Origin of the sequence: Pseudomonas sp. Pseu.R1 (assembly GCF_045764065.1) — a bacterium.
In the GTDB taxonomy this organism is placed as follows: Bacteria; Pseudomonadota; Gammaproteobacteria; order Pseudomonadales; family Pseudomonadaceae; genus Aquipseudomonas.
Window position 1 is genome coordinate 4165137 of the sequence record NZ_JBJGEE020000001.1, and the last position, 25297, is coordinate 4190433.

22 protein-coding genes, 2 tRNA genes and 1 pseudogene are annotated in these 25297 nt (G+C 59.3%); 21 read left to right on the forward strand and 4 right to left on the reverse strand.

Features of this window, described 5'->3' with window-relative positions; all coding sequences use genetic code 11:
- Positions 1 to 69: 69 nt before the first annotated feature.
- Positions 70 to 1101 carry a small ribosomal subunit biogenesis GTPase RsgA gene (gene rsgA, locus ACI5GA_RS19140; protein ID WP_404636445.1) on the reverse strand — a complete coding sequence of 344 codons (1032 nt, stop codon included), beginning with the start codon at positions 1099 to 1101 and terminating at the stop codon, positions 70 to 72.
- Between the two features lie 112 nt (positions 1102 to 1213).
- Between rsgA and orn the strand changes: the two genes are divergently transcribed.
- Entirely contained in the window at positions 1214 to 1750 is a 537-nt protein-coding gene (orn, locus tag ACI5GA_RS19145) for an oligoribonuclease (protein ID WP_404636446.1), read from the forward strand.
- 9 nt (positions 1751 to 1759) lie between these two features.
- On the forward strand, positions 1760 to 2371 hold the full coding sequence (locus ACI5GA_RS19150) for a trimeric intracellular cation channel family protein (protein ID WP_404636447.1): 612 nt from the start codon (positions 1760 to 1762) through the stop codon (positions 2369 to 2371).
- Between the two features lie 40 nt (positions 2372 to 2411).
- Here the strand turns inward: ACI5GA_RS19150 and queG are convergent, their stop codons facing one another.
- The gene (queG, locus tag ACI5GA_RS19155; RefSeq protein ID WP_421423836.1) at positions 2412 to 3509 is read right to left on the reverse strand and encodes a tRNA epoxyqueuosine(34) reductase QueG; all 1098 of its coding nucleotides are present in this window, start codon (positions 3507 to 3509) and stop codon (positions 2412 to 2414) included.
- Between the two features lie 62 nt (positions 3510 to 3571).
- Between queG and ACI5GA_RS19160 the strand changes: the two genes are divergently transcribed.
- The 13 genes and pseudogenes from ACI5GA_RS19160 to ACI5GA_RS19220 all read left to right on the forward strand — a co-directional run bounded on the left by ACI5GA_RS19160 (position 3572) and on the right by ACI5GA_RS19220 (position 18645).
- On the forward strand, positions 3572 to 5068 hold the full coding sequence (locus ACI5GA_RS19160) for an NAD(P)H-hydrate dehydratase (RefSeq protein WP_421423837.1): 1497 nt from the start codon (positions 3572 to 3574) through the stop codon (positions 5066 to 5068).
- Positions 5056 to 5526 (forward strand): tRNA (adenosine(37)-N6)-threonylcarbamoyltransferase complex ATPase subunit type 1 TsaE, encoded by a 471-nt coding sequence (gene tsaE, locus ACI5GA_RS19165; protein ID WP_404636450.1) that lies wholly within the window; start codon positions 5056 to 5058, stop codon positions 5524 to 5526. The genes ACI5GA_RS19160 and tsaE overlap by 13 nt, the downstream gene beginning before the upstream one ends.
- Before the next feature lie 2 nt (positions 5527 to 5528).
- On the forward strand, positions 5529 to 6968 hold the full coding sequence (locus tag ACI5GA_RS19170) for an N-acetylmuramoyl-L-alanine amidase (protein ID WP_421423838.1): 1440 nt from the start codon (positions 5529 to 5531) through the stop codon (positions 6966 to 6968).
- Between the two features lie 38 nt (positions 6969 to 7006).
- Positions 7007 to 8965, forward strand: coding sequence for a DNA mismatch repair endonuclease MutL (mutL, locus tag ACI5GA_RS19175; protein ID WP_404636562.1), 1959 nt, complete (start codon positions 7007 to 7009; stop codon positions 8963 to 8965).
- Positions 8965 to 9936 carry a tRNA (adenosine(37)-N6)-dimethylallyltransferase MiaA gene (miaA, locus tag ACI5GA_RS19180; protein ID WP_404636452.1) on the forward strand — a complete coding sequence of 324 codons (972 nt, stop codon included), beginning with the start codon at positions 8965 to 8967 and terminating at the stop codon, positions 9934 to 9936. The genes mutL and miaA overlap by 1 nt, the downstream gene beginning before the upstream one ends.
- A 90-nt stretch (positions 9937 to 10026) precedes the next feature.
- Positions 10027 to 10287, forward strand: a complete 261-nt coding sequence (hfq, locus tag ACI5GA_RS19185; RefSeq protein WP_404636453.1) for an RNA chaperone Hfq — start codon at positions 10027 to 10029, stop codon at positions 10285 to 10287.
- A gap of 12 nt (positions 10288 to 10299) precedes the next feature.
- Positions 10300 to 11601 carry a ribosome rescue GTPase HflX gene (gene hflX / locus ACI5GA_RS19190; RefSeq protein ID WP_421423839.1) on the forward strand — a complete coding sequence of 434 codons (1302 nt, stop codon included), beginning with the start codon at positions 10300 to 10302 and terminating at the stop codon, positions 11599 to 11601.
- Between the two features lie 96 nt (positions 11602 to 11697).
- The gene (hflK, locus tag ACI5GA_RS19195; protein WP_404636455.1) at positions 11698 to 12873 is read left to right on the forward strand and encodes an FtsH protease activity modulator HflK; all 1176 of its coding nucleotides are present in this window, start codon (positions 11698 to 11700) and stop codon (positions 12871 to 12873) included.
- Positions 12873 to 13742, forward strand: a complete 870-nt coding sequence (gene hflC / locus ACI5GA_RS19200) for a protease modulator HflC (RefSeq protein WP_404636456.1) — start codon at positions 12873 to 12875, stop codon at positions 13740 to 13742. The genes hflK and hflC overlap by 1 nt, the downstream gene beginning before the upstream one ends.
- 281 nt (positions 13743 to 14023) lie before the next feature.
- Complete coding sequence (locus ACI5GA_RS19205) at positions 14024 to 15211, forward strand: ATP phosphoribosyltransferase regulatory subunit (RefSeq protein ID WP_404636457.1); 1188 nt, start codon at positions 14024 to 14026, stop codon at positions 15209 to 15211.
- Positions 15212 to 15266: 55 nt separating this feature from the next.
- Positions 15267 to 16559 carry an adenylosuccinate synthase gene (locus ACI5GA_RS19210; RefSeq protein WP_404636458.1) on the forward strand — a complete coding sequence of 431 codons (1293 nt, stop codon included), beginning with the start codon at positions 15267 to 15269 and terminating at the stop codon, positions 16557 to 16559.
- 967 nt (positions 16560 to 17526) lie between these two features.
- Positions 17527 to 17739: pseudogene (locus ACI5GA_RS19215) on the forward strand (methyl-accepting chemotaxis protein); the annotation flags it as partial.
- Between the two features lie 201 nt (positions 17740 to 17940).
- Positions 17941 to 18645: a methyl-accepting chemotaxis protein gene (locus ACI5GA_RS19220; protein WP_404636563.1), complete on the forward strand. Its 705-nt coding sequence runs from the start codon at positions 17941 to 17943 to the stop codon at positions 18643 to 18645.
- Between the two features lie 155 nt (positions 18646 to 18800).
- Here the strand turns inward: ACI5GA_RS19220 and ACI5GA_RS19225 are convergent.
- Positions 18801 to 18887 (reverse strand) — tRNA-Leu (locus ACI5GA_RS19225).
- Positions 18888 to 19107: 220 nt separating this feature from the next.
- Positions 19108 to 19194, reverse strand: a tRNA-Leu gene (locus ACI5GA_RS19230).
- 216 nt (positions 19195 to 19410) lie between these two features.
- Here ACI5GA_RS19230 and rnr point away from each other — a divergent pair.
- The 6 genes from rnr (at position 19411) to rplI (ending at position 25189) form a co-directional block, all read left to right on the forward strand.
- Positions 19411 to 22011: a ribonuclease R gene (rnr, locus tag ACI5GA_RS19235; protein WP_421423840.1), complete on the forward strand. Its 2601-nt coding sequence runs from the start codon at positions 19411 to 19413 to the stop codon at positions 22009 to 22011.
- On the forward strand, positions 22008 to 22766 hold the full coding sequence (gene rlmB, locus ACI5GA_RS19240; protein WP_421423841.1) for a 23S rRNA (guanosine(2251)-2'-O)-methyltransferase RlmB: 759 nt from the start codon (positions 22008 to 22010) through the stop codon (positions 22764 to 22766). The genes rnr and rlmB overlap by 4 nt, the downstream gene beginning before the upstream one ends.
- Positions 22767 to 23102: 336 nt before the next feature.
- Positions 23103 to 23525 (forward strand): 30S ribosomal protein S6, encoded by a 423-nt coding sequence (rpsF, locus tag ACI5GA_RS19245; RefSeq protein WP_108239440.1) that lies wholly within the window; start codon positions 23103 to 23105, stop codon positions 23523 to 23525.
- Between the two features lie 28 nt (positions 23526 to 23553).
- Positions 23554 to 23784, forward strand: coding sequence for a 30S ribosomal protein S18 (gene rpsR / locus ACI5GA_RS19250; RefSeq protein WP_037015707.1), 231 nt, complete (start codon positions 23554 to 23556; stop codon positions 23782 to 23784).
- A 41-nt stretch (positions 23785 to 23825) separates the two neighbouring features.
- Positions 23826 to 24722: a hypothetical protein gene (locus ACI5GA_RS19255; RefSeq protein ID WP_421423842.1), complete on the forward strand. Its 897-nt coding sequence runs from the start codon at positions 23826 to 23828 to the stop codon at positions 24720 to 24722.
- Between the two features lie 20 nt (positions 24723 to 24742).
- Positions 24743 to 25189, forward strand: a complete 447-nt coding sequence (rplI, locus tag ACI5GA_RS19260; RefSeq protein ID WP_108239442.1) for a 50S ribosomal protein L9 — start codon at positions 24743 to 24745, stop codon at positions 25187 to 25189.
- Positions 25190 to 25297 lie beyond the last annotated feature (108 nt).

The window sequence follows — 25297 nt, forward strand, 5'->3', positions numbered from 1 at the left end:
ACCGTCGATGTTGATTGATCGAGCGCCTTCGCCAGCAAGTCGGCTCCCACAGGAGGACAGTGCATCGGCTCAGTAACTGCTCTCCGGCAAACTCGCGATGATCGACCGATAGCTGTTCATCCGCTGCTGCTGCACCCGGCCATCTTCCAGCGCCTTGAGCAGTGCGCAGCCCGGCTCGCGATCATGTTTGCAATCGCGGAAGCGGCAGCGGCCCAACAGGTCGTTGAACTCGATGAAGCCCGCTTCCACATCGGCGCGGCTGACGTGCCCCAGGCCGAATTCGCGAATGCCGGGGGAGTCGATCAAATCGCCGCCACGGGGGAAATGGAACAACCGCGCAGTGGTCGTGGTATGCGTGCCTTGACCGGAGTATTCGGAAAGCGGCCCGACTCGCGTCCCTACCTCAGGCAACAGGCTGTTGACCAGCGATGACTTGCCCACGCCAGACTGCCCCACGAAAACGCTGGTGTTGTGATCCAGCAAATCCTGCAACTGCTGCATGCCATCGCCGTGATGAGCAGACACTTCCAGCACCGGGTAACCCAGCGTGCGATACACCGCCAGCAGTGCATTGAGCGCCGGGGCGTTCTGGTCGTTGATCAGGTCGAACTTGTTCAGCAGCAACAGCGGACGAATGCCCGAATGTTCAGCCGCCACCAGATAGCGGTCGATCAGGTTGGCGTGAGGCTCCGGCGCGGGGGCGAAGACGATCACGATCAAATCGACGTTGGCCGCCACAGGCTTGAGTTGGCCGCGAGTATCAGGCCGGCACAGTTCAGTGGTGCGCGGCAATTGCGCAACGATCACACCGATACCCTGATTGCCCGGACGCCAGACCACCTTGTCACCCGTCACCAGAGCGGGCAGGTTCGCCCGCAAGTGGCAGCGAAACACCTGCCCGCTCAGTTCGCCTTCTTGCGCCTCGACTTCGACCTGCACGCCGAAGTGCGCGATGACCAACCCTGTCTGCTCAGGACCCAGATCCCCGCCTTCCAGCGTTTCCAGGGCCAGAGACTCGCGTTTGGCCGCGCGGGCGGCGCGTTCGCCCTGAATCTTTTCGATGCGCCAGTTCTGGCGGCGGTTGAGTTGGCGTTTGGCCATGGGTGTTCAGTGTTCCAATTCGGGGTGCAGAAAGCGGCAGATTGAGTAAAACGCCGGGAGTCTAGCACGCTTACCTAGGCTAAACTGCGCGCCTACGCTAAGGAGCCGACATATGCAGAACAAACAGAATCTGATCTGGATCGACCTGGAAATGACCGGTCTGGACCCTGATAACGACGTCATCATCGAGATGGCCACAATCATCACCGACAGCGAGCTGAACACGCTGGCAGAGGGGCCGGTCATCGCCATTCATCAAAGTGACGACCTCCTGAACGGAATGGACGAGTGGAACACCCGTCAACACGGCGGCTCGGGCCTGACCCAGCGCGTGCGCGAGAGCAACATCTCCACCGCCGAGGCTGAAGCCATGACCCTGGAGTTCATCAAGCAATGGGTGCCAGAGCGCAGTTCTCCGATTTGCGGCAACAGCATCTGCCAGGACCGTCGCTTCCTTTATAAGCGCATGCCGACCCTGGAAAACTACTTTCACTACCGCAATCTCGATGTGTCGACGCTCAAGGAGTTGGCCGCACGCTGGTCGCCGGAACTGAAATTCAAGAAAGGCAGCACCCACCTGGCGCTGGACGACATCCGTGAGTCCATTGCCGAGCTGCGTTTCTATCGCGAGCACTTCATCAAGGTTTAATCTGCCACCATGCTGTTGATGCTTTATCTGATCGCCATCACCGCCGAAGCGATGACGGGCGCATTGTCTGCCGGGCGGCGCGGAATGGACTGGTTCGGTGTGGTGCTGATCGCCTGCATCACGGCCTTGGGCGGTGGTTCGGTGCGTGACGTGCTGTTGGGCCATTACCCGCTGACGTGGGTCAAGCACCCTGAATATCTGATCCTGACCAGTGCCGCGGCATTGGTCACCATCTTCATCGCGCCCCTGATGCGGCATTTGCGTTCGCTGTTTCTGGTGCTCGACGCCCTGGGGCTGGTGGCGTTCACGATCATCGGCTGCACGACGGCGCTGGAGATGGGGCTGGGCATGATGGTCGCGGCGGTCAGTGGGGTGATCACCGGGACGTTTGGCGGCATCCTGCGCGATATTTTCTGTAACGACATCCCGCTGATCTTCCGCCGCGAGCTGTACGCCAGTGTTTCGTTCGCAGCCGCGTGGTGCTTTCTGCTGTGTCAGTGGGCAGGGTTGCCGATTGAGCAAGGGACGTTGATCACGTTGTCGGGCGGGTTGTTACTGCGTTTGTTGGCGATCCGGTTTCGCTGGGAAATGCCCAAGTTCGTTTACAAGGATGGGCATTGAGTGTCGCTCTGGCCTGTAACGCTCAACTGTGGGATATCGATCAGGCGTTATGCCGCCGCAACGCCCATTCCACATGCTCGCGCACCATCTCTGACGGATAATCCCGCCGAGACTTCAACGCCTCGATCACCGGAATGCTCGACGGCGCATTGCCCAATCCCACCGCCAGATTACGCAACCAGCGCTCATACCCCGCGCGCCGCAGCGGCGAGCCTTCGGTGTTGCTCAGGAAGGTCGCTTCATCCCACAAAAACAGCGTCGTCAGCTCGGCGTTGTCGAGGCCGTGACGCGGCTTGAAGTCGTTCTGATCGGTAGGCCGGGCGAAGCGGTTCCACGGGCAGACAATCTGGCAATCATCACAACCGAACACCCGATTGCCGATCATCGCGCGCAGTTCTTCGGGGATCGATGTCTTCAGCTCGATGGTCAGGTAGGAAATGCAGCGTCGGGCGTCGAGCACGTAAGGGCCGACGAAAGCGTTGGTCGGGCACACATCCAGACACGCGCTGCAACGGCCGCAATGCTCAGTGGCATGGGGTTCGTCAATTGGCAACGCCAGATCGACGAACAACTCGCTCAGGAAGAAATAACTGCCCGCCTTGCGATTGAGCACCAGCGTATTTTTGCCGATCCAGCCCAGCCCGGCCTGTTCGGCGATCGCCTTTTCCAGCACCGGTGCGCTGTCGACGAATGCCCGGAATCCGAATGGTCCGATGGCCTGTTGGATGCGCTCTGCCAACTGCTGCACGCGCTTGCGAATCAGCTTGTGGTAGTCGCGGCCCAAGGCATAACGGGAAACGTAGGCTTTTTCCGGTTGGGCCAGCAATTGCGCCATCTGCGTGTCGCCGGGCAAATAGTCCATGCGCAACGACACGACCCGCAACGTCCCAGGCACCAGTTCGTCCGGGTGCGAACGTTTGCTGCCATGCGCTGCCATATAGTCCATCTCGCCGTGGTACCCGGCTTCCAGCCAGCGTTCCAGATGCTGTTCGTGTTCCGCCAGATCCAGCCCCGAGATGCCGACCTGCTGAAAGCCGAGTTCGCGCCCCCAGTCCTTGATCGATTGGGCAAGCTCGGACAACCCGGCAGCCGAGAGCGGCGCTGAGTTTGTGGATGGATCTACAGTAATCGAGGGCATGCAAAGAGGACACCGGGGCGCAGGTGCGTATAATTCTGCCAGACATCGGAGCCCAAAGACTCATGTTGCACAGCAAACCCCCATTTCCCGACGCACTGTACAGCGCCGCGCAGGTCCGCGACCTCGACGCGCGGCTGGTTGCAGCGGGCACGCCTGGCTTCGAATTGATGCAGCGTGCAGCCCATGCAGCGTGGCGGGCGATTCGTCGGCGCTGGCCCGAGGGGCGGCAATTGGCGGTGCTGGCCGGGCACGGCAATAACGCAGGAGATGGCTATCTGATTGCCGCCTTGGCCAAACGGGCAGGGTGGCAGGTGGTTGTTTTCGCGGTGGGCGATTGTTCAGGGCTGCAAGGCGATGCCGAAACTGCTTATAAAGAAGCGCTTTCTGAGCAAGTCGTTATTCAACCGTGGATTCAGCAGCCGCTGTCGGGAATCGTGGTAGACGCGCTTCTGGGGACCGGGCTGAAGGGTAATGTTCGTGCGCCCTACGCGTCTGCTATCGAACACATCAATGACAGCGGCCTGCCGGTCATGTCGGTGGATATCCCTTCAGGGCTGTGTGCGGATACCGGCAGAACGCTGGGGGCGGCGGTTCGTGCAGACCTGACGGTCACCTTTGTCGGCCTCAAGATCGGGCTGTTCACGGCAGATGCGCCTGAGGTGGTCGGGGAGTTGATCTTTGACGACCTTCAGGCCGACCCTGCAATCGTGGCGCAGACCCCCGTCAGCATTAAACGTCTCGATAAATCTAATTTGCCTGCGCTCAAACCTCGTCCCCGCACGGCGCACAAAGGGCTGTTTGGCCGGGTGCTGGTGATCGGCGGCGATCATGGTTTCGGCGGGGCGGCCCTGTTGGCTGCTGAGAGCACCTTGCGTTGCGGTGCGGGCATGGTCACGCTGGCGACCCGTTCTGAACATGTCGCTGCGGCACTGGCGCGTTTCCCGGAGGTCATGACTGTCGGAATACATTCGGCCAATCAACTGATGGCGCTGATGGATCCCGCGTCGGTGCTGGTCGTCGGGCCGGGCATGGGGCAGCAGGCCTGGGGGCGTAGCCTGTTATCGGCAGCCGCCAATGCCGAGCGACCGCAGGTCTGGGATGCTGACGCACTCAATCAACTGGCCGCCGGTTTTGCGCAATTGCCCAAGGATTGCGTGATCACGCCGCATCCCGGAGAGGCGGCGCGGCTGCTGGGCGTCAGCACGCAGGCGGTGCAGGCTGATCGTCCGACTGCTGCGCTCGCTCTGGCGAAGCGGTTCAATGCCGTTTGTGTGCTCAAGGGGAGTGGCAGTTTGATTGCCAGCCCGGCAGGCGAACTGGCGCTGGCCGATCACGGCCACCCAGCTATGGCGACGGGAGGGCTGGGTGACGTGCTGGCGGGTGTGATTGGCGCGCTGATGGCGCAAAAGATGGCAGCGTTCGATGCGGCATGCCTGGGTGTCTGGCTGCACGCGCTGGCCGGAGAAAAATGTGGGGCGGGCGGGCGTGGCCTGGCTGCCGCTGATCTGATTCCTGAAATTCGCAAGCTGTTGGAGGAGCAACAACCGTGTCTGAGTTAACCCTGCACCTGGTGGGTGAAGAGGCGATGACCAACTTTGGTGCACGGATTGCCCAAGTCACTGAAAGTAATGGGATTATTTTTCTTGAAGGCGATTTGGGCGCGGGCAAGACCACCTTGTCGCGGGGCATCATTCGCGGTCTTGGTCACACTGGTGCGGTAAAAAGCCCGACTTTTACCCTCGTAGAACCTTACGAAATTGGGAGAAATCGCGCGTATCACTTTGATCTTTACCGACTTGTTGACCCAGAAGAGCTAGAATTCCTCGGCATACGCGACTACTTCGAAGGCGAAGCGCTTTGCCTCATAGAGTGGCCCAACCTCGGTGCAGGCTTTTTGCCAAAGCCTGACCTGATCATTACCATTAGGCCGCACGCGGAAGGTCGAGCGTTGACGCTAAGCCCGGAGAGCTCGCGCGGCGAGGCGTGGTGTGCCGCTTTGGCTTTGGAATTCAAATAGATATGGGGTTTGGTATGCGCATGCGCGCGCTGGTTTCTGTGATTGGACTGCTGCTGACGACATTGGCTGTCGATGCGTTTGCCGCCTCACAGGTACGAAGTGTCCGCTTATGGCGTGCGCCGGATAACACCCGGCTGGTGTTCGACCTGTCCGGTCCGGTTCAGCACAGCGTCTTTACCTTGCAGTCTCCAGATCGTCTGGTGATCGACATCAACGGCGCCACGTTGGGCGGCTCGCTTAATATCGCGACCGCCAACACCCCGATCACGGCCATGCGTTCGGCCCAGCGTACGCCGGATGATCTACGTGTCGTCATCGATCTGAAAAAGGCCGTGACGCCGAAGAGCTTCACGCTCGCGCCGAACCAACAGTACGGGAACCGGTTGGTGGTTGATCTCTATGACAACCCCGCAGACGCCAATCCGACGCCAACCGTCGCGGATACCCCGGCCACGGCTGCCCCGGCGACGCCTGCCGTGCCGGTCAGCCCATCCAAGCCTGAAATCAAACTACCTCCTGTGCCCAACGGCAAGCGCGACATCGTGGTCGTCATCGATGCCGGCCATGGCGGGGAAGATCCTGGCGCCTCAGGTGGCCGTGGGCAGAAAGAAAAGAATGTCGTGTTGTCGATCGCCAAAGAGCTGCAGCGGCAGATCAACTCCGAGAAGGGCTATCGCGCTGAACTGACCCGTACCGGGGATTATTTCATCCCGCTGCGTAAACGGACCGAGATCGCCCGCGCGAAAGGCGCGGACCTGTTCGTTTCCATCCACGCTGACGCCGCGCCTTCCTCGGCTGCGTTCGGTGCGTCGGTGTTTGCCTTGTCTGATCGTGGCGCGACGTCCGAGACGGCTCGCTGGCTGGCAGACAGTGAAAACCGTTCCGACCTGATCGGTGGCGCGGGGGCGGTGAGTCTGGATGACAAGGACCGCATGCTGGCCGGGGTGTTGCTGGACCTGTCGATGACGGCTTCGCTGACTTCCAGCCTGAACGTTGGCCAAAAAGTCCTGACCAACATCGGTCGCGTGACCCCGTTGCACAAATCCCGTGTCGAGCAGGCCGGTTTCATGGTGCTCAAGTCGCCGGATATCCCGTCGATTCTGGTCGAGACAGGCTTTATCTCCAACGCCGCTGAAGCCAACAAGCTTGAAGGCGCCAGCCATCAGCAGGCCCTGGCGCGCTCGATCACTGCGGGCGTAAAACAGTTCTTCCAACAGAACCCACCGCAAGGCACCTACATTGCGTGGCTGCGTGACAACGGCAAACTGGCCATGGGTGCGCGTGAGCACACCGTACGCCCCGGCGAGTCGCTGAGCATGATCGCCGTGCACTACGACATGAGCATGGAAGCGCTGCGCAGTGCGAACAAATTGAGTTCCGATGAGTTGAAAATCGGCCAGCAACTGAGAATTCCGAGCGCGGAACTGGCGGGTGAGCCGTGAGTGATCTGTTGCTGGATGAGCAGGGGCTCAATGTTGGCGTGAGTGACGACAGCCCTGCCGCAAAAGCTGCGCGCATTCAGTTGCTCAGCCCTCGGTTGGCGAACCAGATTGCAGCGGGCGAGGTGGTCGAGCGGCCTGCGTCGGTTATCAAAGAATTGCTGGAGAACAGCCTGGACTCCGGTGCTCGCCGTATCGATGTCGAAGTCGAGCAAGCGGGTATCAAACTGCTGCGCGTGCGCGACGATGGTGGTGGCATTTCCTCTGACGACCTGCCCCTGGCGCTGGCGCGCCACGCGACCAGCAAGATTCGCGAGCTGGAAGACCTTGAACGGGTCATGAGTCTGGGCTTTCGCGGTGAGGCGCTGGCGTCGATCAGCTCCGTCGCGCGCCTGACGCTGACCTCTCGCACCCGCGACGCCGATCAGGCCTGGCAAGTGGAAACCGAAGGTCGCGACATGGCCTCTCGCGTGCAGCCTGCGGCCCACCCGGTGGGCACATCGGTAGAAGTGCGCGACCTTTTCTTCAATACCCCGGCCCGGCGCAAGTTCCTCAAAGCCGAAAAAACCGAATTCGATCACCTGCAAGAAGTGATCAAACGCATGGCGCTGGCCCGTTTCGACGTGGCTTTCCACCTGCGCCATAACGGCAAGACGATCCTCAGCCTGCACGAGGCCCGCGATGACGTGGCCCGTGCGCGCCGTGTCTCGGCGGTCTGCGGTCCCGGCTTCCTGGAGCAGGCGCTGCCGATCGAGGTCGAGCGCAATGGCCTGAAACTCTGGGGTTGGGTGGGTTTGCCGACCTTCTCTCGCAGTCAGGCGGACTTGCAGTATTTCTTCGTCAATGGCCGTGCGGTGCGCGACAAACTGGTCGCCCATGCGGTTCGTCAGGCGTATCGAGACGTGTTGTTCAACGGCCGTCATCCGACGTTCGTGCTGTTTTTCGAGGTCGATCCTGCCGTGGTCGACGTCAACGTTCACCCGACCAAACACGAAGTTCGCTTCCGTGACGGGCGAATGGTGCATGACTTTTTATATGGCACGTTGCATCGCGCACTGGGCGATGTGCGTCCTGATGATCAATTGGCGGGCACGACGTCCGTCGCCGCGCTGGTGCGCCCGAGCGGGCCGGGGGCGGGCGAGTTCGGGCCGCAGGGCGAGATGCGCCTGGCCAACAATGTGCTGGAAACGCCTCAAGGCTCTGCGTGGAATGCGCCAAACAGCGCAGGTTCGGTCTCTTCGGCAGGTTCCGGCAGTGGCGCGGGCTATCAATATCAGTACACGCCCCGCCCGGCGTCTGTGCTGCCTGCCGAGGAGGCGCGAGCCGCTTACAGTGCGTTTTTCGCCCCATTGCCGGGTACGACGGTCAATCCGACAACCGCTACGGGCGTCGCCTTGCCTGAGTCTCAAGGCGACATTCCGCCGCTGGGTTATGCCCTCGCGCAGCTCAAGGGCATTTATATCCTCGCCGAAAACGCCCACGGTATGGTGCTGGTGGACATGCACGCCGCTCACGAGCGGATCATGTACGAGCGCCTGAAAATTGCCATGGCCAGCGAGGGCCTGAGTGGCCAACCACTGCTGGTGCCAGAATCGATTGCCGTCAGTCAGCGTGAGGCCGACTGCGCCGAAGAGCACATGGCGACATTCCAGCAACTGGGCTTCGAGTTGCAGCGTTTGGGGCCTGAGAGCCTGGCGATTCGGCAGATTCCTGCGCTGCTCAAGCAGGCGGAGGCGAATCGTCTGGTGCATGACGTGCTGGCCGACCTCATGGAATACGGCACCAGCGACCGGGTTCAAGCTCATATGAACGAACTGCTCGGGACCATGGCCTGCCATGGCGCAGTGCGCGCCAACCGGCGTCTGGCAATTCCGGAAATGAACGCCTTGCTGCGCGACATGGAAAACACCGAGCGCAGCGGTCAATGCAACCACGGGCGGCCAACCTGGACTCAACTGGGTATGGACGATCTCGACAAACTGTTTCTGCGCGGTCGCTGATGAGTGCTTATCCCCCGGCCATCTTTCTGATGGGGCCGACGGCCGCTGGCAAAACCGATCTGGCCATCGAGCTGACCAAAGTCCTGCCGTGCGAGTTGATCAGCGTCGATTCCGCGCTGGTCTATCGCGGCATGGACATTGGCACTGCCAAGCCTTCAAAAGCGCTTTTGGACAAGTATCCACACCGCTTGATCGATATTCTCGATCCGTCTGAAAGCTATTCTGCTGCGGATTTTCGTAGCGATGCGTTGCAGGCGATGGCTGAAATAACAGCCAAAGGAAAAATTCCTCTGCTGGTCGGCGGCACCATGTTGTATTTCAAGGCTCTATTGGAGGGCCTGGCAGACATGCCCGCGGCGGACCCCGATGTTCGTGCGCAGCTTGAAGCCGAGGCGGCGAGCCGTGGCTGGCAGGCGTTGCACGATGAATTGGCGAGCATTGACCCGGTCTCGGCGGCGCGTATTCACCCCAACGATCCGCAACGTCTGGTTCGGGCGCTGGAGGTGTATCGGGTGAGCGGGATGAGCATGACCGCACACCGAGAGCAACAAAGTGCGCAAAGTGCTCAAGCTGGCGCTTCGGGGCGACATCAATTGCCCTATACTGTCGCAAATCTTGCGATCGCACCTCAGGATCGGAAGGTACTGCACGACCGAATCGCGTTGCGTTTCAGGCAAATGCTTGAAGAAGGATTCGTTGAAGAAGTTGTGGCGTTACGTTCGAGGGGTGACCTGCACTCGAATTTACCGTCTATAAGAGCTGTAGGGTATCGCCAGGTCTGGGACCATCTGGACGGAAAGCTGACTTGGGACGAGATGCAGGAACGCGGCATCATCGCCACGCGCCAGTTGGCCAAAAGACAGTTCACCTGGTTGCGTAGCTGGGAAAATTTACACTGGTTGGACAGCCTGGCTTGCGACAATCTGCCACGCACCTTGAAATACTTGGGATCGGTCTCCATATTGGGCTGAGTCCTTGCAATAGCCGTCTATCCTTGGGGGGTAACGGCCTGAGCCAATGTTTTTGAATTTATTCTATTGATCCTTAAAGGAGTGCGGCACATGTCAAAAGGGCATTCGCTACAAGACCCTTACCTGAACACTTTGCGTAAAGAGAAGGTTGGGGTTTCGATCTATCTGGTAAACGGTATCAAGCTGCAAGGCACGATCGAGTCCTTCGACCAGTTCGTTATTTTGCTGAAGAACACTGTCAGCCAAATGGTTTACAAACACGCCATCTCGACCGTTGTTCCGGTTCGTCCAATTCGTCTGCCTAGCGCGTCCGAATCCGACCAGGGTGACGCTGAGCCAGGTAACGCCTGATAGGAGTCTGCCTTGTTCTTTGAGCGCCACGAAGGTGGTGAGCGGGCAATCCTCGTTCATTTGGATGGCCAGGACCCTGAGGCGCGCGAAGATCCGCAGGAGTTCCGGGAGCTGGCTATTTCGGCAGGTGCCGATATCGTTGCATTCGTCAACGTGCCACGGCATCGGCCAACCGCCAAGTTTCTGGTAGGCAGCGGCAAGGTCGAGGAATTGCGCGACCTGGTCCACGCCGAAAAAACCGATCTGGTTATTTTCAACCATGTCCTTACGCCCAGTCAGGAACGCAACCTCGAACGTGTTTTCGAGTGTCGCGTGCTTGACCGTACGGGCCTGATTCTCGACATCTTCGCCCAACGCGCGCGAACCCATGAAGGTAAGCTGCAAGTCGAACTGGCTCAGCTTGAGCACATGAGCACCCGCCTGGTCCGAGGGTGGACTCACCTTGAGCGCCAGGGCGGCGGTATCGGCCTGCGCGGTCCGGGTGAAACCCAGCTCGAAACGGACCGTCGTCTGTTGCGAGTTCGTCTGCGGCAAATCAAAGGCCGTCTGGAGAAGGTCCGCAGTCAGCGCGACCAGGCCCGTCGTGGTCGTTCCCGCGCCGATATCCCGACCGTTTCCATCGTTGGCTATACCAACGCCGGTAAATCAACGCTTTTCAATGCGGTGACCCATTCCGAGGTCTACGCTGCTGATCAGTTGTTCGCCACCCTCGATCCGACCTTGCGCCGTCTTGAACTCGACGACCTGGGACCGATCGTGCTGGCCGACACGGTGGGGTTCATTCGCCACCTGCCGCACAAGCTGGTAGAGGCCTTTCGGGCTACGCTCGAAGAGTCGAGCAACTCGGACCTGTTGCTGCATGTGATCGATGCGCATGAGCCTGACCGCATGGAGCAGATCGAACAGGTGCTGGCGGTGCTGCGCGAGATTGGTGCGCAAGACTTGCCGATGCTGGAGGTCTATAACAAACTCGATTTGCTCGAAGGGGTCGAGCCTCAGATTCAGCGCGATGCCGATGGCAAGCCGCAACGGGTCTGGGTATCTGCACATGATGGTCGTGGCCTGGATTTGCTCAAGCAAGCCATCGCCGAGCTGTTGGGGGACGATCTGTTCATTGGCACCTTGCGTCTGTCGCAACGCTTTGCGCGGCTACGCGCCCAGTTTTTCCAATTGGGTGCGGTGCAGAGCGAGGCCCATGATGAAGAGGGCCAGAGTCTGTTGGCGGTCCGCCTGCCCCGAGTTGAATTCAATCGCCTGGTGAGTCGCGAAGGACTGCAGCCGCTGGAATTCATCGAGCAACACACTTTGCAATAAAAGCCTTTCGAAGCGGTTGTGCTGCTTCGACAGGCATTCTGTAGCATTGGTCGGCGCGCCGAGGGCGCGTCTTTGCTTTATCAGATGGAGAGCGCTATGGCTTGGAATGAGCCGGGTGGCAACTCGAATAATCAGGATCCCTGGGGTGGCAAGCGCAAAGGCGGCGACCGCAAGGGGCCACCGGATCTCGACGAGGCCTTCCGAAAGCTGCAGGAAAGCCTGAATGGGTTGTTCGGTGGTGGAAAAAAACGCAGCAGTGATGGCGGCGGCAGTGGCAGCTCGGGCAAGGGCGGCGGTTTTGGCCTGCTCGGTATCGGCCTTGTCGTGCTGCTCGCGATCTGGCTTTACAACGCAATCTACGTGGTGGACGAGCAAGAACAGGCCGTCATCCTGCGTTTCGGCAAATACTACGAAACCGTCGGTTCGGGTCTGAATATCTATTTCCCGCCGTTCGACCGCAAGTACCTCGAAAACGTGACCCGCGAACGTGCGTACAGCAAGCAGGGCCAGATGCTCACCGAAGACGAAAACATCGTCGAAGTGCCGCTGACCGTGCAGTACAAGATCACCAACCTGCAGGATTTCGTGCTGAACGTCGACCAGCCTGAGGTCAGCCTGCAACATGCGACCGAAAGTGCCCTGCGTCATGTCGTCGGCTCGACCGCGATGGATCAGGTGCTGACCGAAGGTCGTGAGTTGATGGCCAGCGAAATCAAGGAGCGTCTGCAGCGTTTCCTCGACACCTATCGCACCGGTATCACGGTTACTCAAGTGAACGTGCAGAGCGCCGCTGCGCCTCGTGAAGTTCAGGAAGCCTTCGACGACGTGATTCGCGCCCGTGAAGACGAGCAGCGTTCGCGCAACCAGGCTGAAACCTACGCCAATGGCGTGATCCCGGAGGCCCGTGGTCAGGCTCAGCGTATTGTCGAAGACGCCAACGGTTACCGCGACGAAGTGATTTCCCGCGCCAAGGGTGAGGCGGATCGCTTCACCAAACTGGTCGCGGAATATCGCAAGGCGCCGGAGGTCACTCGTGAGCGTCTGTACCTGGAAACCATGCAGGAAGTCTTCAGCAACACCAGCAAGGTGCTCGTGACCGGCGACAAGGGTCAGAACAACCTGCTTTATTTGCCGTTGGACAAAATGATCGAAAGCAGTCGCGGCAGTTCCGGTTCGTCGTCGAGCGGCGCTTCGGCCACTGTCGTCGATCCGGGTGCTCGTACCTCGGACATGCAAACGCAACGTGACACGCGCACTAGGGAGACCCGTTGATGAGCAATAAATCTCTGGTCGCCCTGATTGTCTGTGCCGTATTGGCCGTTGTGGCCTGGAATAGCTTCTACATCGTCGCTCAGACCGAGCGCGCGGTGCTGCTGCAATTCGGTCGTGTGGTTCAGGCTGATGTTCCACCGGGTCTTCACGTCAAGATTCCTTACGTGAACCAGGTGCGCAAGTTCGACGCGCGTCTGCTGACCTTGGATGCACCCACCCAGCGCTTCCTGACCCTGGAAAAGAAAGCCGTCATGGTGGATGCCTATGCCAAATGGCGCGTGAAGGACGCTGAGCGTTTCTACACCGCGACATCGGGCCTGAAGCAGATCGCCGACGAGCGTCTGTCCCGTCGTCTGGAATCGGGGCTGCGTGACCAGTTCGGTAAGCGTACCTTGCACGAAGCCGTGTCTGGTGAGCGTGACGCATTGATGGCCGACATCACGTCGACGTTGAACAAGATGGCCGAGAAAGAGCTGGGCATCGAAGTCATCGACGTTCGGGTCAAGGCAATCGATCTGCCGAAAGAAGTCAACCGCAGCGTGTTCGAGCGTATGAGCACCGAGCGTGAACGTGAAGCACGTGAGCACCGCGCCAAAGGTAACGAGCTGGCCGAGGGTATTCGTGCCGATGCCGATCGTCAGCGCCGTGTACTGCTGGCCGAAGCCTATCGAGAGTCTGAAGAGACTCGCGGTGATGGCGATGCCCAGGCCGCTGCGATCTACTCCAAGGCGTATGCTCAGGATCAGGAGTTCTACGCGTTCTACCGCAGTCTGCGTGCCTATCGCGAAAGCTTCGCGAACAAGAGCGACGTGATGGTGCTGGACCCGAACAGCGAGTTCTTCCGCTATCTGGAAAAAGCCAAACCGTAATCGCACCCCGTGATCGATACCCCCCGCCGGGCGGCAAAACTGTCCGGCGGGGTGATCACACGGCAAAACGTGTGTATGATGCGGCAGCCGGGAAATTCCCGGCTTTTTTGCGTCTACACGATTGATTGGCCGTGGCGTATGTCGTGCGCGGCAGTTTTTTCGAGGGCAGTGTTCGCAACGCTCAGGCCGGACTCGTCCGGGGATCATCCTGTCGAATGCTGTCTGCTTCACTCAAGGCTCGCCCAAGGGGTTGGCCGCCCGGATCATAGGGGAAAGGCGTAATGGCAACGGTTGACCGCTGGCTGCTGCCGGATGGCATCGAGGAAGTACTGCCGCCGGAAGCTGCGCGCATAGAAGTGGCGCGTCGTCAGGTGCTGGATCTGTTTCAAAGCTGGGGTTACGAGTTCGTCGTGACGCCGCACATCGAATACCTTGAGTCTCTGCTCACGGGTGCGGGCCAGGATCTGGATCTGCGCACCTTCAAGGTGGTCGATCCGCAATCGGGTCGGCAGATGGGCTTCCGTGCGGACATCACGCCGCAGGTCGCCCGTATCGACGCGCATACACTGCGCCGGGAAGGCCCGAGCCGCTTGTGCTATGCCGGTAGCGTATTGCATGCGCAGCCTCGCGCGCTGTCGTCCTCGCGCAGCCCGATTCAACTGGGCGCCGAATTGTACGGCGATGCCAGCCCGAGCAGTGACGTGGAAGTCATCAGCTTGATGCTGGCCATGTTGCAACTGGCCCAGGTGCCTGACGTTCACATGGATCTGGGCCATGTCGGCATCTACCGCGGTCTGGCCCGTGCGGCCGGCCTTTCCGGTGAGGTCGAGCAACAACTGTTTGATGCGTTGCAGCGCAAGGCGATCGATGAAGTCGTCGCCCTGACCGAAGGCTTGCCAGCCGACCTGGCCGCCATGCTGCGCGCACTGGTTGATCTGTGTGGCGGTCGTGAAGTGCTGGTGGCTGCCCGCGAGCGTCTGGCCAAGGCGCCTGCGCCGGTTATCGACGCCTTGAATGATCTGGTGGAAATCGCCGAGCGTCTGTCGGCGCGTTTCCCGGATCTGCCGCTGTACTTCGACCTCGGCGAGCTTCGCGGCTATCACTACCATACCGGTGTGGTGTTCGCGGTGTTCGTACCGGGCGTGGGGCAGTCGATCGCTCAGGGCGGTCGTTACGATGATATCGGTGCCGACTTTGGTCGAGCGCGTCCGGCAACGGGCTTTTCCACCGATTTGAAAACCCTGGTCACGCTGGGGCAGGCGCAGATCGAGCTACCGTCTGGCGGTATCTGGATGCCTGATAGCACCGATGCGGCACTCTGGCAGAAAGTCTGCCAGTTGCGCGGCGAAGGTCAGCGCGTGGTTCAGGCATTGCCAGGCCAGCAGGTCTCGGCAGCGAAAGAAGCCGACTGCGATCGGCAATTGGTTCAGCAGGGCGAGCTTTGGCAGGTGATGCCGCTGGCCTCTTGAGTTTTTCCAGTCGGCACAGCCGGCACCCAAGTTTGCGTGAATGAGGACAAGTGTTATGGGTAAGAATGTCGTAGTCCTGGGCACCCAGTGGGGTGATGAGGGCAAAGGCAAGATCGTTGATCTGCTGACCGAACATGCTACCGCGGTAGTTCGCTATCAAGGCGGCCACAACGCCGGTCACACTCTGGTGATCGATGGCGAGAAAACCGTTCTGCACCTGATTCCGTCCGGTGTACTGCGCGAAGGCGTGCAGTGCCTGATCGGTAACGGTGTGGTCGTAGCGCCTGACGCGCTCATGCGTGAAATCACCAAGCTGGAAGAGAAAGGCATTCCGGTGCGCGAGCGTCTGCGCATCAGCCCGTCCTGTCCGCTGATTCTGTCCTACCACGTTGCGCTGGATCAGGCCCGTGAAAAGGCCCGTGGCGAGCAGAAGATCGGCACCACCGGTCGCGGCATTGGCCCCGCGTACGAAGACAAGGTTGCACGTCGTGGCCTGCGCATCGGTGACCTGTTCCATCGCGAGCGTTTCGCCGCCAAGCTGGGTGAGCTGCTGGACTACCACAACTTCGTGCTGGTCAATTACTACAAAGAACCTGCGATCGACTTCCAGAAAACACTCGACGAGTGCATGGAATACGCCGAGCAGCTCAAGCCAATGATGCTGGACGTGACCGCTGCGTTGCATGAAATGCGTCGCGACGGCAAGGACATCATGTTCGAAGGCGCTCAAGGTTCGCTGCTGGACATCGACCACGGCACCTACCCGTACGTCACCAGTTCCAACACCACCGCAGGCGGCATCGCCACCGGTTCGGGCGTTGGTCCAATGTTCATCGACTACATCCTCGGCATTACCAAGGCCTACACCACGCGCGTCGGTTCCGGTCCTTTCCCGACTGAACTGTTCGACGATGTCGGTGCGTTCCTGGCCAAGCGCGGTCATGAATTCGGTGCGACTACTGGTCGTGCGCGTCGTTGCGGCTGGTTCGATGCCGTCATCCTGCGTCGCGCCATCGACGTCAACAGCATCTCGGGTCTGTGCCTGACCAAGCTGGACGTGCTGGACGGTCTGGAAACCATCAACATCTGCGTGGGCTACGAGAACGAAAACGGCGCAGTGATCGACGCGCCGACCGATGCCGACAGCTATGTGGGCCTGAAGCCTGTTTACGAGCAAATGCCAGGCTGGTCTGAATCGACCCTGGGTGCCAAAACCCTGGAAGAGCTGCCAGCCAACGCTGTGGCGTACATCAAGCGTCTGGAAGAGCTGGTGGGTGCGCCGATCGACATTATTTCGACAGGCCCTGATCGCAACGAGACCATCGTTCTGCGTCATCCGTTCGGTTGATAAGTCGTTGAAATACAAGAAGGGGTCGCAACTGCGACCCCTTTTTTATGCGCGTATGATCCTGATCATGAGAACGGCACGCCCCTTGCTGTAAATACCGTCAGAAAAGATGCCATCATTTTAATGGCGTTTGTTGTTGGGGGAGTCTCCAGTGTCAGCCGTCCTTTCGCTTTTGCGCAGCCGCTTGCTGCGTCCCGTATTCATTGCCCTCGGCATCGCCCTTTTGGTGCAGGTGCTGGTAGCGGTCGCCCTTACCCGGAGCACCGTGACGGCGCTCGAAGCTGATCTGGCTGCGCGCCTGGGTGTAGATTCGCAACACTTGTCGGGCGAGCTTGAGCAGGCGAGTCGTGACGTTACCGCCAGTCTGGACAGCCTCTCGCAAAATACCCGGCAGCGCCTTAGTGCGGGCTTGTCGGCTCGGCTGAAGGATGAGCAGAAACAACTGCGGGGCACGCTGGAAAAGGCCCTCAAGGATTCAGCAGGTGACATGGCTGAATTACTCGCCGCTGTAGCGCCGCGCGCCATGTGGGACAACGACACGCCGACGCTTTCCGAATTCGCACGCCGCGCTCAGCGTAATCCGAACGTGCTGTTCGTGGTATATGACGACGCTCAAGGCGAGCACCTGACGCGCTACCTGAATCGCGACAACGAATCTATCAAGAACCTACTGGCCAAAGGTGAGGGCGAGCGGGCGATGGATAAGGTGCTGAATGCGGCACAGAAAGATCCGTCGGTGTATTACGTCGAGGCGTCCATCAGTCCGAATGGCGTTGAGATTGGTAAGGTGCGCATGGGCGTGTCGACGGCTTTGGTAGAGGCCGACTTGGCTGCGCTGGATAAGCGATTTACGGCGCTGATCGGCAATGGCGAGCAACTGGTCTCCGACAGCCTGGGCAGCGCTGCTGCCGAAAGCTCGACAGCGTTGCGTTCGCGCCTGCAAACCGCGCAGTCCTCTGCTTCGGCGATGGCCACCAATACCAGTGCTGCGGTGCAGGATGCGGCGACGACGTTGCGCTGGAGAATCGGTGTGGGCCTTGCGTTGGTGGGGCTGGGCGTCTTACTGGCGTTGGCGGTGGTCTTGGGGCGCCGTGTTGTCCTGCGTCTGCAACTGCTCAATCGGGCACTGGATGATCTGGCTGCGGGCGAGGGCGATCTGACCAAGCGGGTCAAACTTAACAGTAATGACGAAATCGGTGATATGGCGTCCGCGGTCAATCGCTTCGTCGACAAGCTGCAACCCATCGTACGTGAAGCGGGCGATGTGGCGCAGCAGACCGGCGTTGAGATCGGTGCCATGAGCAAGCGCAATGCGGGCGCCGATGCGGCAGCTGAGTTGCAGCGGGATGAAGTGGCGGCCAGCCTGCAAGCGCTGTCGCAAATGGCCGATGAGGCTCAGGCTGAAAGTCAGGCAATGCAGGCTGCTCTTCAGCAAGTGGTGGACATTCGTCATGCTACGGATGAAAACACCCGCACCTCCAATCAGGTCGGCAATCTGATCGAGGCGCTGGCCGGGCAGGTTGATGCCGGTGCGCAGGTAATTGAACGTCTGGCTCAGCAAAGTGAGCAAATTGAAGTGGTGCTGGAAGTGATTCATGGCATCGCCGAGCAGACTAATTTGCTGGCGCTCAACGCAGCGATTGAAGCGGCGCGGGCGGGGGAGACCGGGCGTGGGTTTGCGGTGGTGGCAGATGAGGTGCGTGCATTGGCCAGCAAGACCCAAAGCTCGACGGGCGATATTCAAGAGCACATCACCAAGCTGCAATCCGGTGCCAAAGAGGCCGTGGCAACCATCGGTATCGCTGGGCGCCAAGCGAAAGAGGGGCTTGAGGTGTTGCGCGACAGCGCACGCTTACAACAGACCGTTCAATCCTCGGTTGAGCAGGTGCATGCGGCAATCGGATTGGCGACGCGTGCCGCTGAGCACCAGGCGAAAGGTGCGCAAGCAGTCAGAGGGCGCGTTGAAGTGATTCATGCTCAAGCAGAGAAGGCGGCGCAGGCGGTGGTCGAAACCACGGCCAGCGGCAAGACGCTGGATAAGCTGGCGGCGCAATTGAAGGCGAGCTTGGGGCAGTTCCGGGCTTAGCGAGTGAGTGGCTATGTATCTGTAGCAGTCCGGCTTGCCGGCGGCAGCGAATTTTGTGACGTCGCCGTCCGCAAGCCGTGTTGCTATAGGGGGGCATTAAATTCACAAACCCCAGAAAGCACAAAACCGAGCACTTGGCTCGGTTTCGTTTTGTCTGGTGCCCAGGAGAAGACTCGAACTTCCACGACCGTAAGGTCACCAGCACCTGAAGCTGGCGTGTCTACCAATTTCACCACCTGGGCATGGCGCTGATTTAATTAGATTTTTCGTTTTGATGCAACTGAATTTTTAATTTTTTTGATCGGAGGGTGTGGTCGTTCGAAGAAATGTAGAAAAGAACGGGCAAGATGGCCGTTGAGGAAAGGGGGGAGTAAGTGATCTACGCTCTGGGTTGTTCTGTAGCGCGATATTTTCAAACCCCGAAAAGCACAAAACCGAGCACTTGGCTCGGTTTCGTTGAATTGGTGCCCAGAAGAAGACTCGAACTTCCACGACCGTAAGGTCACCAGCACCTGAAGCTGGCGTGTCTACCAATTTCACCATCTGGGCAAGTCGTTGATTTCGAAGGATATTTCTTTCGATTTCAACTACAACGTGGCCTGTGCCGTCGTTGTGGGGCGCATCTTACGGATGAGATTCGGGGCTGTAAACCCCCTGTCGTGAAATTTTTTTTGAAATAGCGAAAAGTCTCAATGAATGCTGGCTTCGCGTTTCAATCGGGTATATGCCAAACTAATTGCATACAGATAAGGTGAATTCATTCTAATGGCCGATTGGCAGTCCCTCGATCCCGAGGCCGCTCGTGAAGCGGAAAAATACGAAAACCCCATCCCTAGCCGCGAGCTGATTCTCCAGCACCTTTCCGAGCGTGGGTCTCCCGCTGCCCGTGAAGAGCTGGTGGCAGAGTTCGGTCTCACGACGGAAGACCAGATCGAAGCCTTGCGCCGCCGCCTTCGAGCCATGGAGCGCGACGCGCAACTGATCTACACCCGTCGTGGTACGTATGCGCCGGTGGATAAGCTCGACCTGATCCTGGGTCGCATCAGCGGTCACCGCGATGGTTTTGGTTTCCTCGTCCCTGACGACGGCTCCGAAGACCTGTTCATGAGTCCGGCGCAGATGCGTCTGGTGTTCGATGGCGACCGCGCTTTGGCCCGCGTATCGGGTGTGGATCGTCGTGGTCGTCGTGAAGGTGTGATCGTCGAAGTCGTTTCTCGTGCACACGAAACCATCGTTGGCCGCTATTTCGAAGAGCAGGGCATTGGTTTTGTCGTCGCTGACAACCCCAAGATCCAGCAGGAAGTGCTGGTTACGCCGGGCCGTAATGCCGACGCCAGGATTGGCCAGTTCGTGGAGGTGAAAATCACCCACTGGCCAACGCCGCGCTTTCAGCCACAGGGCGATGTGATCGAAGTCGTCGGTAACTACATGGCGCCAGGCATGGAAATCGATGTCGCGCTACGTACTTACGATATTCCCCACGTCTGGCCGGAAGGTGTGCTCAAGGAAGCAGGCCGTCTGAAGCCTGAAGTGCTGGAACGAGACAAAGAGCATCGCGTCGATCTGCGTCATTTGCCGTTCGTCACCATCGACGGTGAAGACGCCCGCGACTTCGACGACGCCGTTTACTGTGAGGCCAAACCCGGCAAGCTGCGGCTGTTCTCTGGTGGCTGGAAGCTGTACGTTGCCATCGCCGACGTCTCCAGTTACGTGAAAATCGGTTCGGCGCTGGACGCCGAAGCACAGGTGCGCGGCAACTCGGTGTACTTTCCCGAACGCGTGGTGCCGATGCTGCCAGAGCAGCTTTCCAACGGCCTTTGCTCGCTGAATCCTCTGGTGGATCGCTTGGCGATGGTCTGCGAAATGACCATTTCCAAAACCGGTGAAATGACGGATTACGTCTTCTACGAAGCGGTCATCCATTCCCATGCGCGCCTGACTTACAACAAAGTCAGTACGATTCTTGAGCACTCGAAGACGTCCGAAGCGAAGAAGCTGCGTGGTGAGTACAGCGAGGTCGTCCCTGATCTCAAGCAGCTCTATGCATTGTACAAAGCGCTGCTGGGCGCACGTCACGCTCGCGGTGCCATTGATTTTGAAACTCAGGAAACTCGCATCATCTTCGGCTCCGAGCGCAAAATCGCGGAAATTCGTCCGACCCAGCGTAACGATGCTCACAAACTGATCGAGGAGTGCATGCTGGCGGCCAACGTGGCCACGGCGGAATTCCTCAAAAAGCACGAAATCCCGGCACTGTATCGCGTTCACGACGGCCCGCCGCCTGAGCGCCTGGAAAAGCTGCGCGCCTTCCTGGGTGAGCTCGGCCTGTCTCTGCACAAAGGCAAGGACGGCCCGTCGCCGAAGGATTATCAGGCGTTGCTGGAGTCGATCAAGGATCGTCCAGATTATCACCTGATCCAGACCGTGATGCTGCGTTCGTTGAGTCAGGCGGTGTACACGTCCGACAACAACGGCCACTTCGGCCTGAATTATGAGGCGTACACCCACTTTACGTCGCCGATTCGCCGTTATCCGGACTTGTTGACCCACCGCGCCATTCGCAGTGTGATTCGCTCGAAGCAGGACACTCCGCACGTTCGTCGTGCCGGTGCGGCCTCGATTCCGAAAGCGCGTATCTATCCGTACGACGAAGCCGCGTTGGAGCAGTTGGGCGAACAGTGCTCGATGAGCGAACGCCGCGCCGACGAAGCGACCCGCGACGTGGTGAACTGGCTCAAGTGCGAGTTCATGAAGGATCGCGTAGGCGAGTCGTTCCCGGGTGTGATCACTGCCGTGACGGGCTTTGGGCTGTTCGTCGAGCTGACCGACATCTATGTCGAAGGTCTGGTGCACGTTACTGCGCTGCCGAATGACTACTACCACTTCGATCCGGTCCATCACCGCCTGGCGGGCGAGCGTACCGGCCGTAGCTTCCGCCTGGGTGACACCGTTGAAGTGCGCGTCATGCGCGTCGATCTCGACGAGCGCAAGATCGACTTCGAAATGTCGGACAAGCCAGCCGTTGCGCCAACAGGTCGCAAACGTAAGGCAGCCGAACCTGCGCCTGTGCAAAAAACTGCACAAAAGCCTGAGAAAGAGAAGGAAAAGCTCACGCTTTCCAAGCCGAGCCGTCGTCCTGCCAAAGAACCGGTCGAGGCGTACCGCGCCAGTGATGCTGCGGCCAAGAATGCTGAAGTTCGCAAAAGTCGCGAAATGAAAAAGGCATTGCTGGCTGAAGCCAAGAGCGGCGGCAAATCTGCCAAAGGTGATTCCGGATCGTCAGGCAAGGCGTCAAAGCCGACCAAGCACCGTAAGGGACCATCGAAGTCGTCCCCTGCGGCGAAGAAACCTAAGGCCAAGTCATGAGTCAGTTGGAAAAAATCTACGGCGTGCATGCCGTGGAAGCGCTGTTGCGCCATCACCCGAAGCGGGTCAAGCAAATCTGGCTGGCTGAAGGGCGCAGCGAGCCGCGCATGCAGGTGTTGATCGATCTTGCTGCGCAGAATCGCGTGCAGGTTGGTCAAGCCGAGCGCCGTGAAATGGACGCCTGGGTTGAAGGCGTGCACCAAGGCGTCGTGGCCGAGGTGAGCCCGAGCCAGGTCTGGGGCGAGGCGATGCTCGACGAGTTGCTCGATCGTACGGAAGGTGCACCGCTGATTCTGGTACTCGATGGCGTCACTGATCCGCACAACCTCGGTGCTTGTCTGCGTACGGCGGATGCAGCCGGTGCGCTGGCGGTGATTGTGCCGAAGGACAAGTCGGCCACGCTGACGCCAACGGTACGAAAAGTCGCCTGCGGTGCGGCTGAAGTGATCCCGCTGGTTGCCGTCACTAACCTGGCGCGCACCTTGGAAAAACTCCAGCAACGCGGATTGTGGGTCGTGGGTACGGCGGGGGAGGCTGAGCAGGAGCTGTATCAACAAGACCTGACCGGCCCGCTGATCATGATCATGGGCGCGGAAGGCAAAGGCATGCGTCGCCTGACGCGCGAGCATTGCGACTATCTGGTGCGATTGCCGATGGCGGGCAGTGTCAGCAGTCTGAACGTTTCGGTGGCAACAGGCGTTTGCCTGTTCGAAGCCATGCGTCAGCGTGCTGCCAAAGCGGCTTTGAAGAAGTAAGCGAGGTCTGCTGCCCCGTGCTGTGGGAGCGGATTCATTCTGGGCGGCATTCCGACGATGCGGCGGTACATTCGATCCATCTGCGTTGTCGTTCCCGCCCTCTCGCGAATGAATTCGCTCCCACAGGCTGCGCGCCCGTATCGCGGTTGGCATGTTACAACTCCGCTGTTCAAATATTCACCAATTTCCTTGCGCCGACTCAGGCCCTTCTCTACAATTGCGCCCCTTGCTGTTATGGCAGGCGCAGATGTGCCTGCCCTTGTGCAAGATAAACCAGTGTTTTTCACTCCTTGTCTGACCGCTCTGGCGGCAGGCTACAACCCGTAAGGAGCATTCATGCGTCATTACGAAATCATCTTTCTGGTTCACCCGGACCAGAGCGAGCAAGTCGGCGGCATGGTTGAGCGTTACACCAAGCTGATCGAAGAAGATGGCGGCAAGATCCACCGCCTGGAAGACTGGGGCCGTCGTCAACTGGCCTACGCAATCAACAATGTTCACAAGGCTCACTACGTGATGCTGAACGTTGAGTGCACTGGCAAGGCTCTGGCCGAGCTGGAAGACAACTTCCGTTACAACGATGCCGTGATCCGTAACCTGGTCATCCGTCGCGACGAAGCCATCACTGGCCAGTCCGAGATGCTCAAGGCTGAAGAGAACCGCAGTGAGCGCCGTGAGCGTCGCGACCGTCCTGAGCACTCCGACGCAGAAGGCGTTGACAGTGATGACAGCGACAACAGCGATAACGCTGACGAGTAATCCACGGACCTTTTGAGGAGCCAATTACATGGCACGTTTCTTCCGTCGTCGTAAATTCTGCCGTTTCACCGCAGAAAACGTTAAAGAGATCGATTACAAAGATCTAAACACCCTGAAAGCCTACGTATCCGAAACCGGCAAGATCGTTCCTAGCCGCATTACCGGTACCAAAGCTCGTTATCAGCGTCAGCTGGCTACCGCTATCAAGCGCGCCCGCTTCCTGGCCCTGCTGGCCTACACCGACAGCCACGGCCGCTGAGTCCAGGTTCAGTCGACAAAACGCAGTAAGGGATAAATCGCATGCGCGCCATGGCTGACTTCATCATGCGCGGTCGCGTGCAGGCCACTCTGGTAGTGGCTGGATGTGCGGCATTGCCGCTGTTGTTCTGGTTGAGTGCTGCCGCGGGATGCCTTGTGCTTCTGCGACGCGGGTTGAGTGATGCCACGAGTGTCCTCGCCTGGGGTCTGCTGCCAGCGGTTGTCTGGTGGTATTTCGGTGATCCTCGCACCCTGATGGTGTTGCTGGGTTCATGGGGGTTGGCAGCGCTTTTGCGTGCCAGCGAATCCTGGGTTCGCGTGCTGCTGGTCAGCGTAGGGCTTGGATTGTTGTATGGCGTGATCCTGGGGGCGGTTTTCCGCGAACCCATCGAAGCCATGGCGGGGGAGTTGCAGAAACTCCTACCCCACGTCTTCGGTGAGGTCTACCAACAGATGTCGGTAGAAGAGCGAGCGCGTCTGGGAGCATTGATTACACCGGTCCTCAACGGCCTGATAGCAGCGGTGCTCCAGATCCTCAGCGTGGTATGCCTGATCCTTGGGCGGTACTGGCAGGGGTTGTTGTATAACCCAGGCGGTTTCGGGCGCGAATTTCGCAGCTTGAAGCTCCCGCGGGCACCGATGCTGGTGCTGCTGGTGTGCATGTTGGTGGCGCCGAATTTCGGTCCGCAACTGGCGATGTTGACACCGTTGTGCAGCGTGCCGCTGGCGTTCGCGGGTCTGGCCTTGATTCACGGTCTGGTGGCTGCAAAGCACCTGACACGGTTTTGGCTGGTGGGGTTGTACGTCACCCTGGTGCTGTTCATGCAGTTGATTTATCCGTTGCTGGTGGTGTTTGCCATTGTCGACAGCCTGATTGATTTTCGCGGCCGTCTGGTGTCGAAGGACGCCGATAACGGCTCTGCGAACGGTGAAGGTTAAAGTTAAGAGGTTATTACCAAATGGAACTGATCCTGCTGGAAAAAATCGCCAACCTGGGCAACCTGGGCGACAAAGTAAACGTTAAGGCTGGTTACGGCCGTAACTACCTGCTGCCTTTCGGCAAAGCCACCGCTGCGACCGCTGCCAACCTGGCTGCGTTCGAAGAGCGTCGCGCTGAGCTGGAAAAAGCAGCTGCCGAGAAGAAAGCTTCGGCTGAAGCGCGTGCTGCTCAACTGGGCGAGCTGGAAGTGACCATCACTGCCACTGCCGGTGACGAAGGCAAGCTGTTCGGTTCGATCGGTACTCACGACATCGCTGACGCACTGACCGCCTCTGGCGTTGAAGTGGCCAAGTCCGAAGTTCGTCTGCCGAACGGCACCATCCGTAACGTCGGCGAGTACGACGTTGCCGTGCACCTGCACAGCGACGTTGAAGCGACCGTTCGCGTTGTCGTGGTGGCTGCGTAAGCTGCTTGATTTCGGTGCTTCGGTGCTGAAATTCGATGAGTTGGCGATAACCTCGCCAATTCATCAGCAAAGGGCGCGTACCTGTTTTACAGGTCGTGCCCTTTGTCA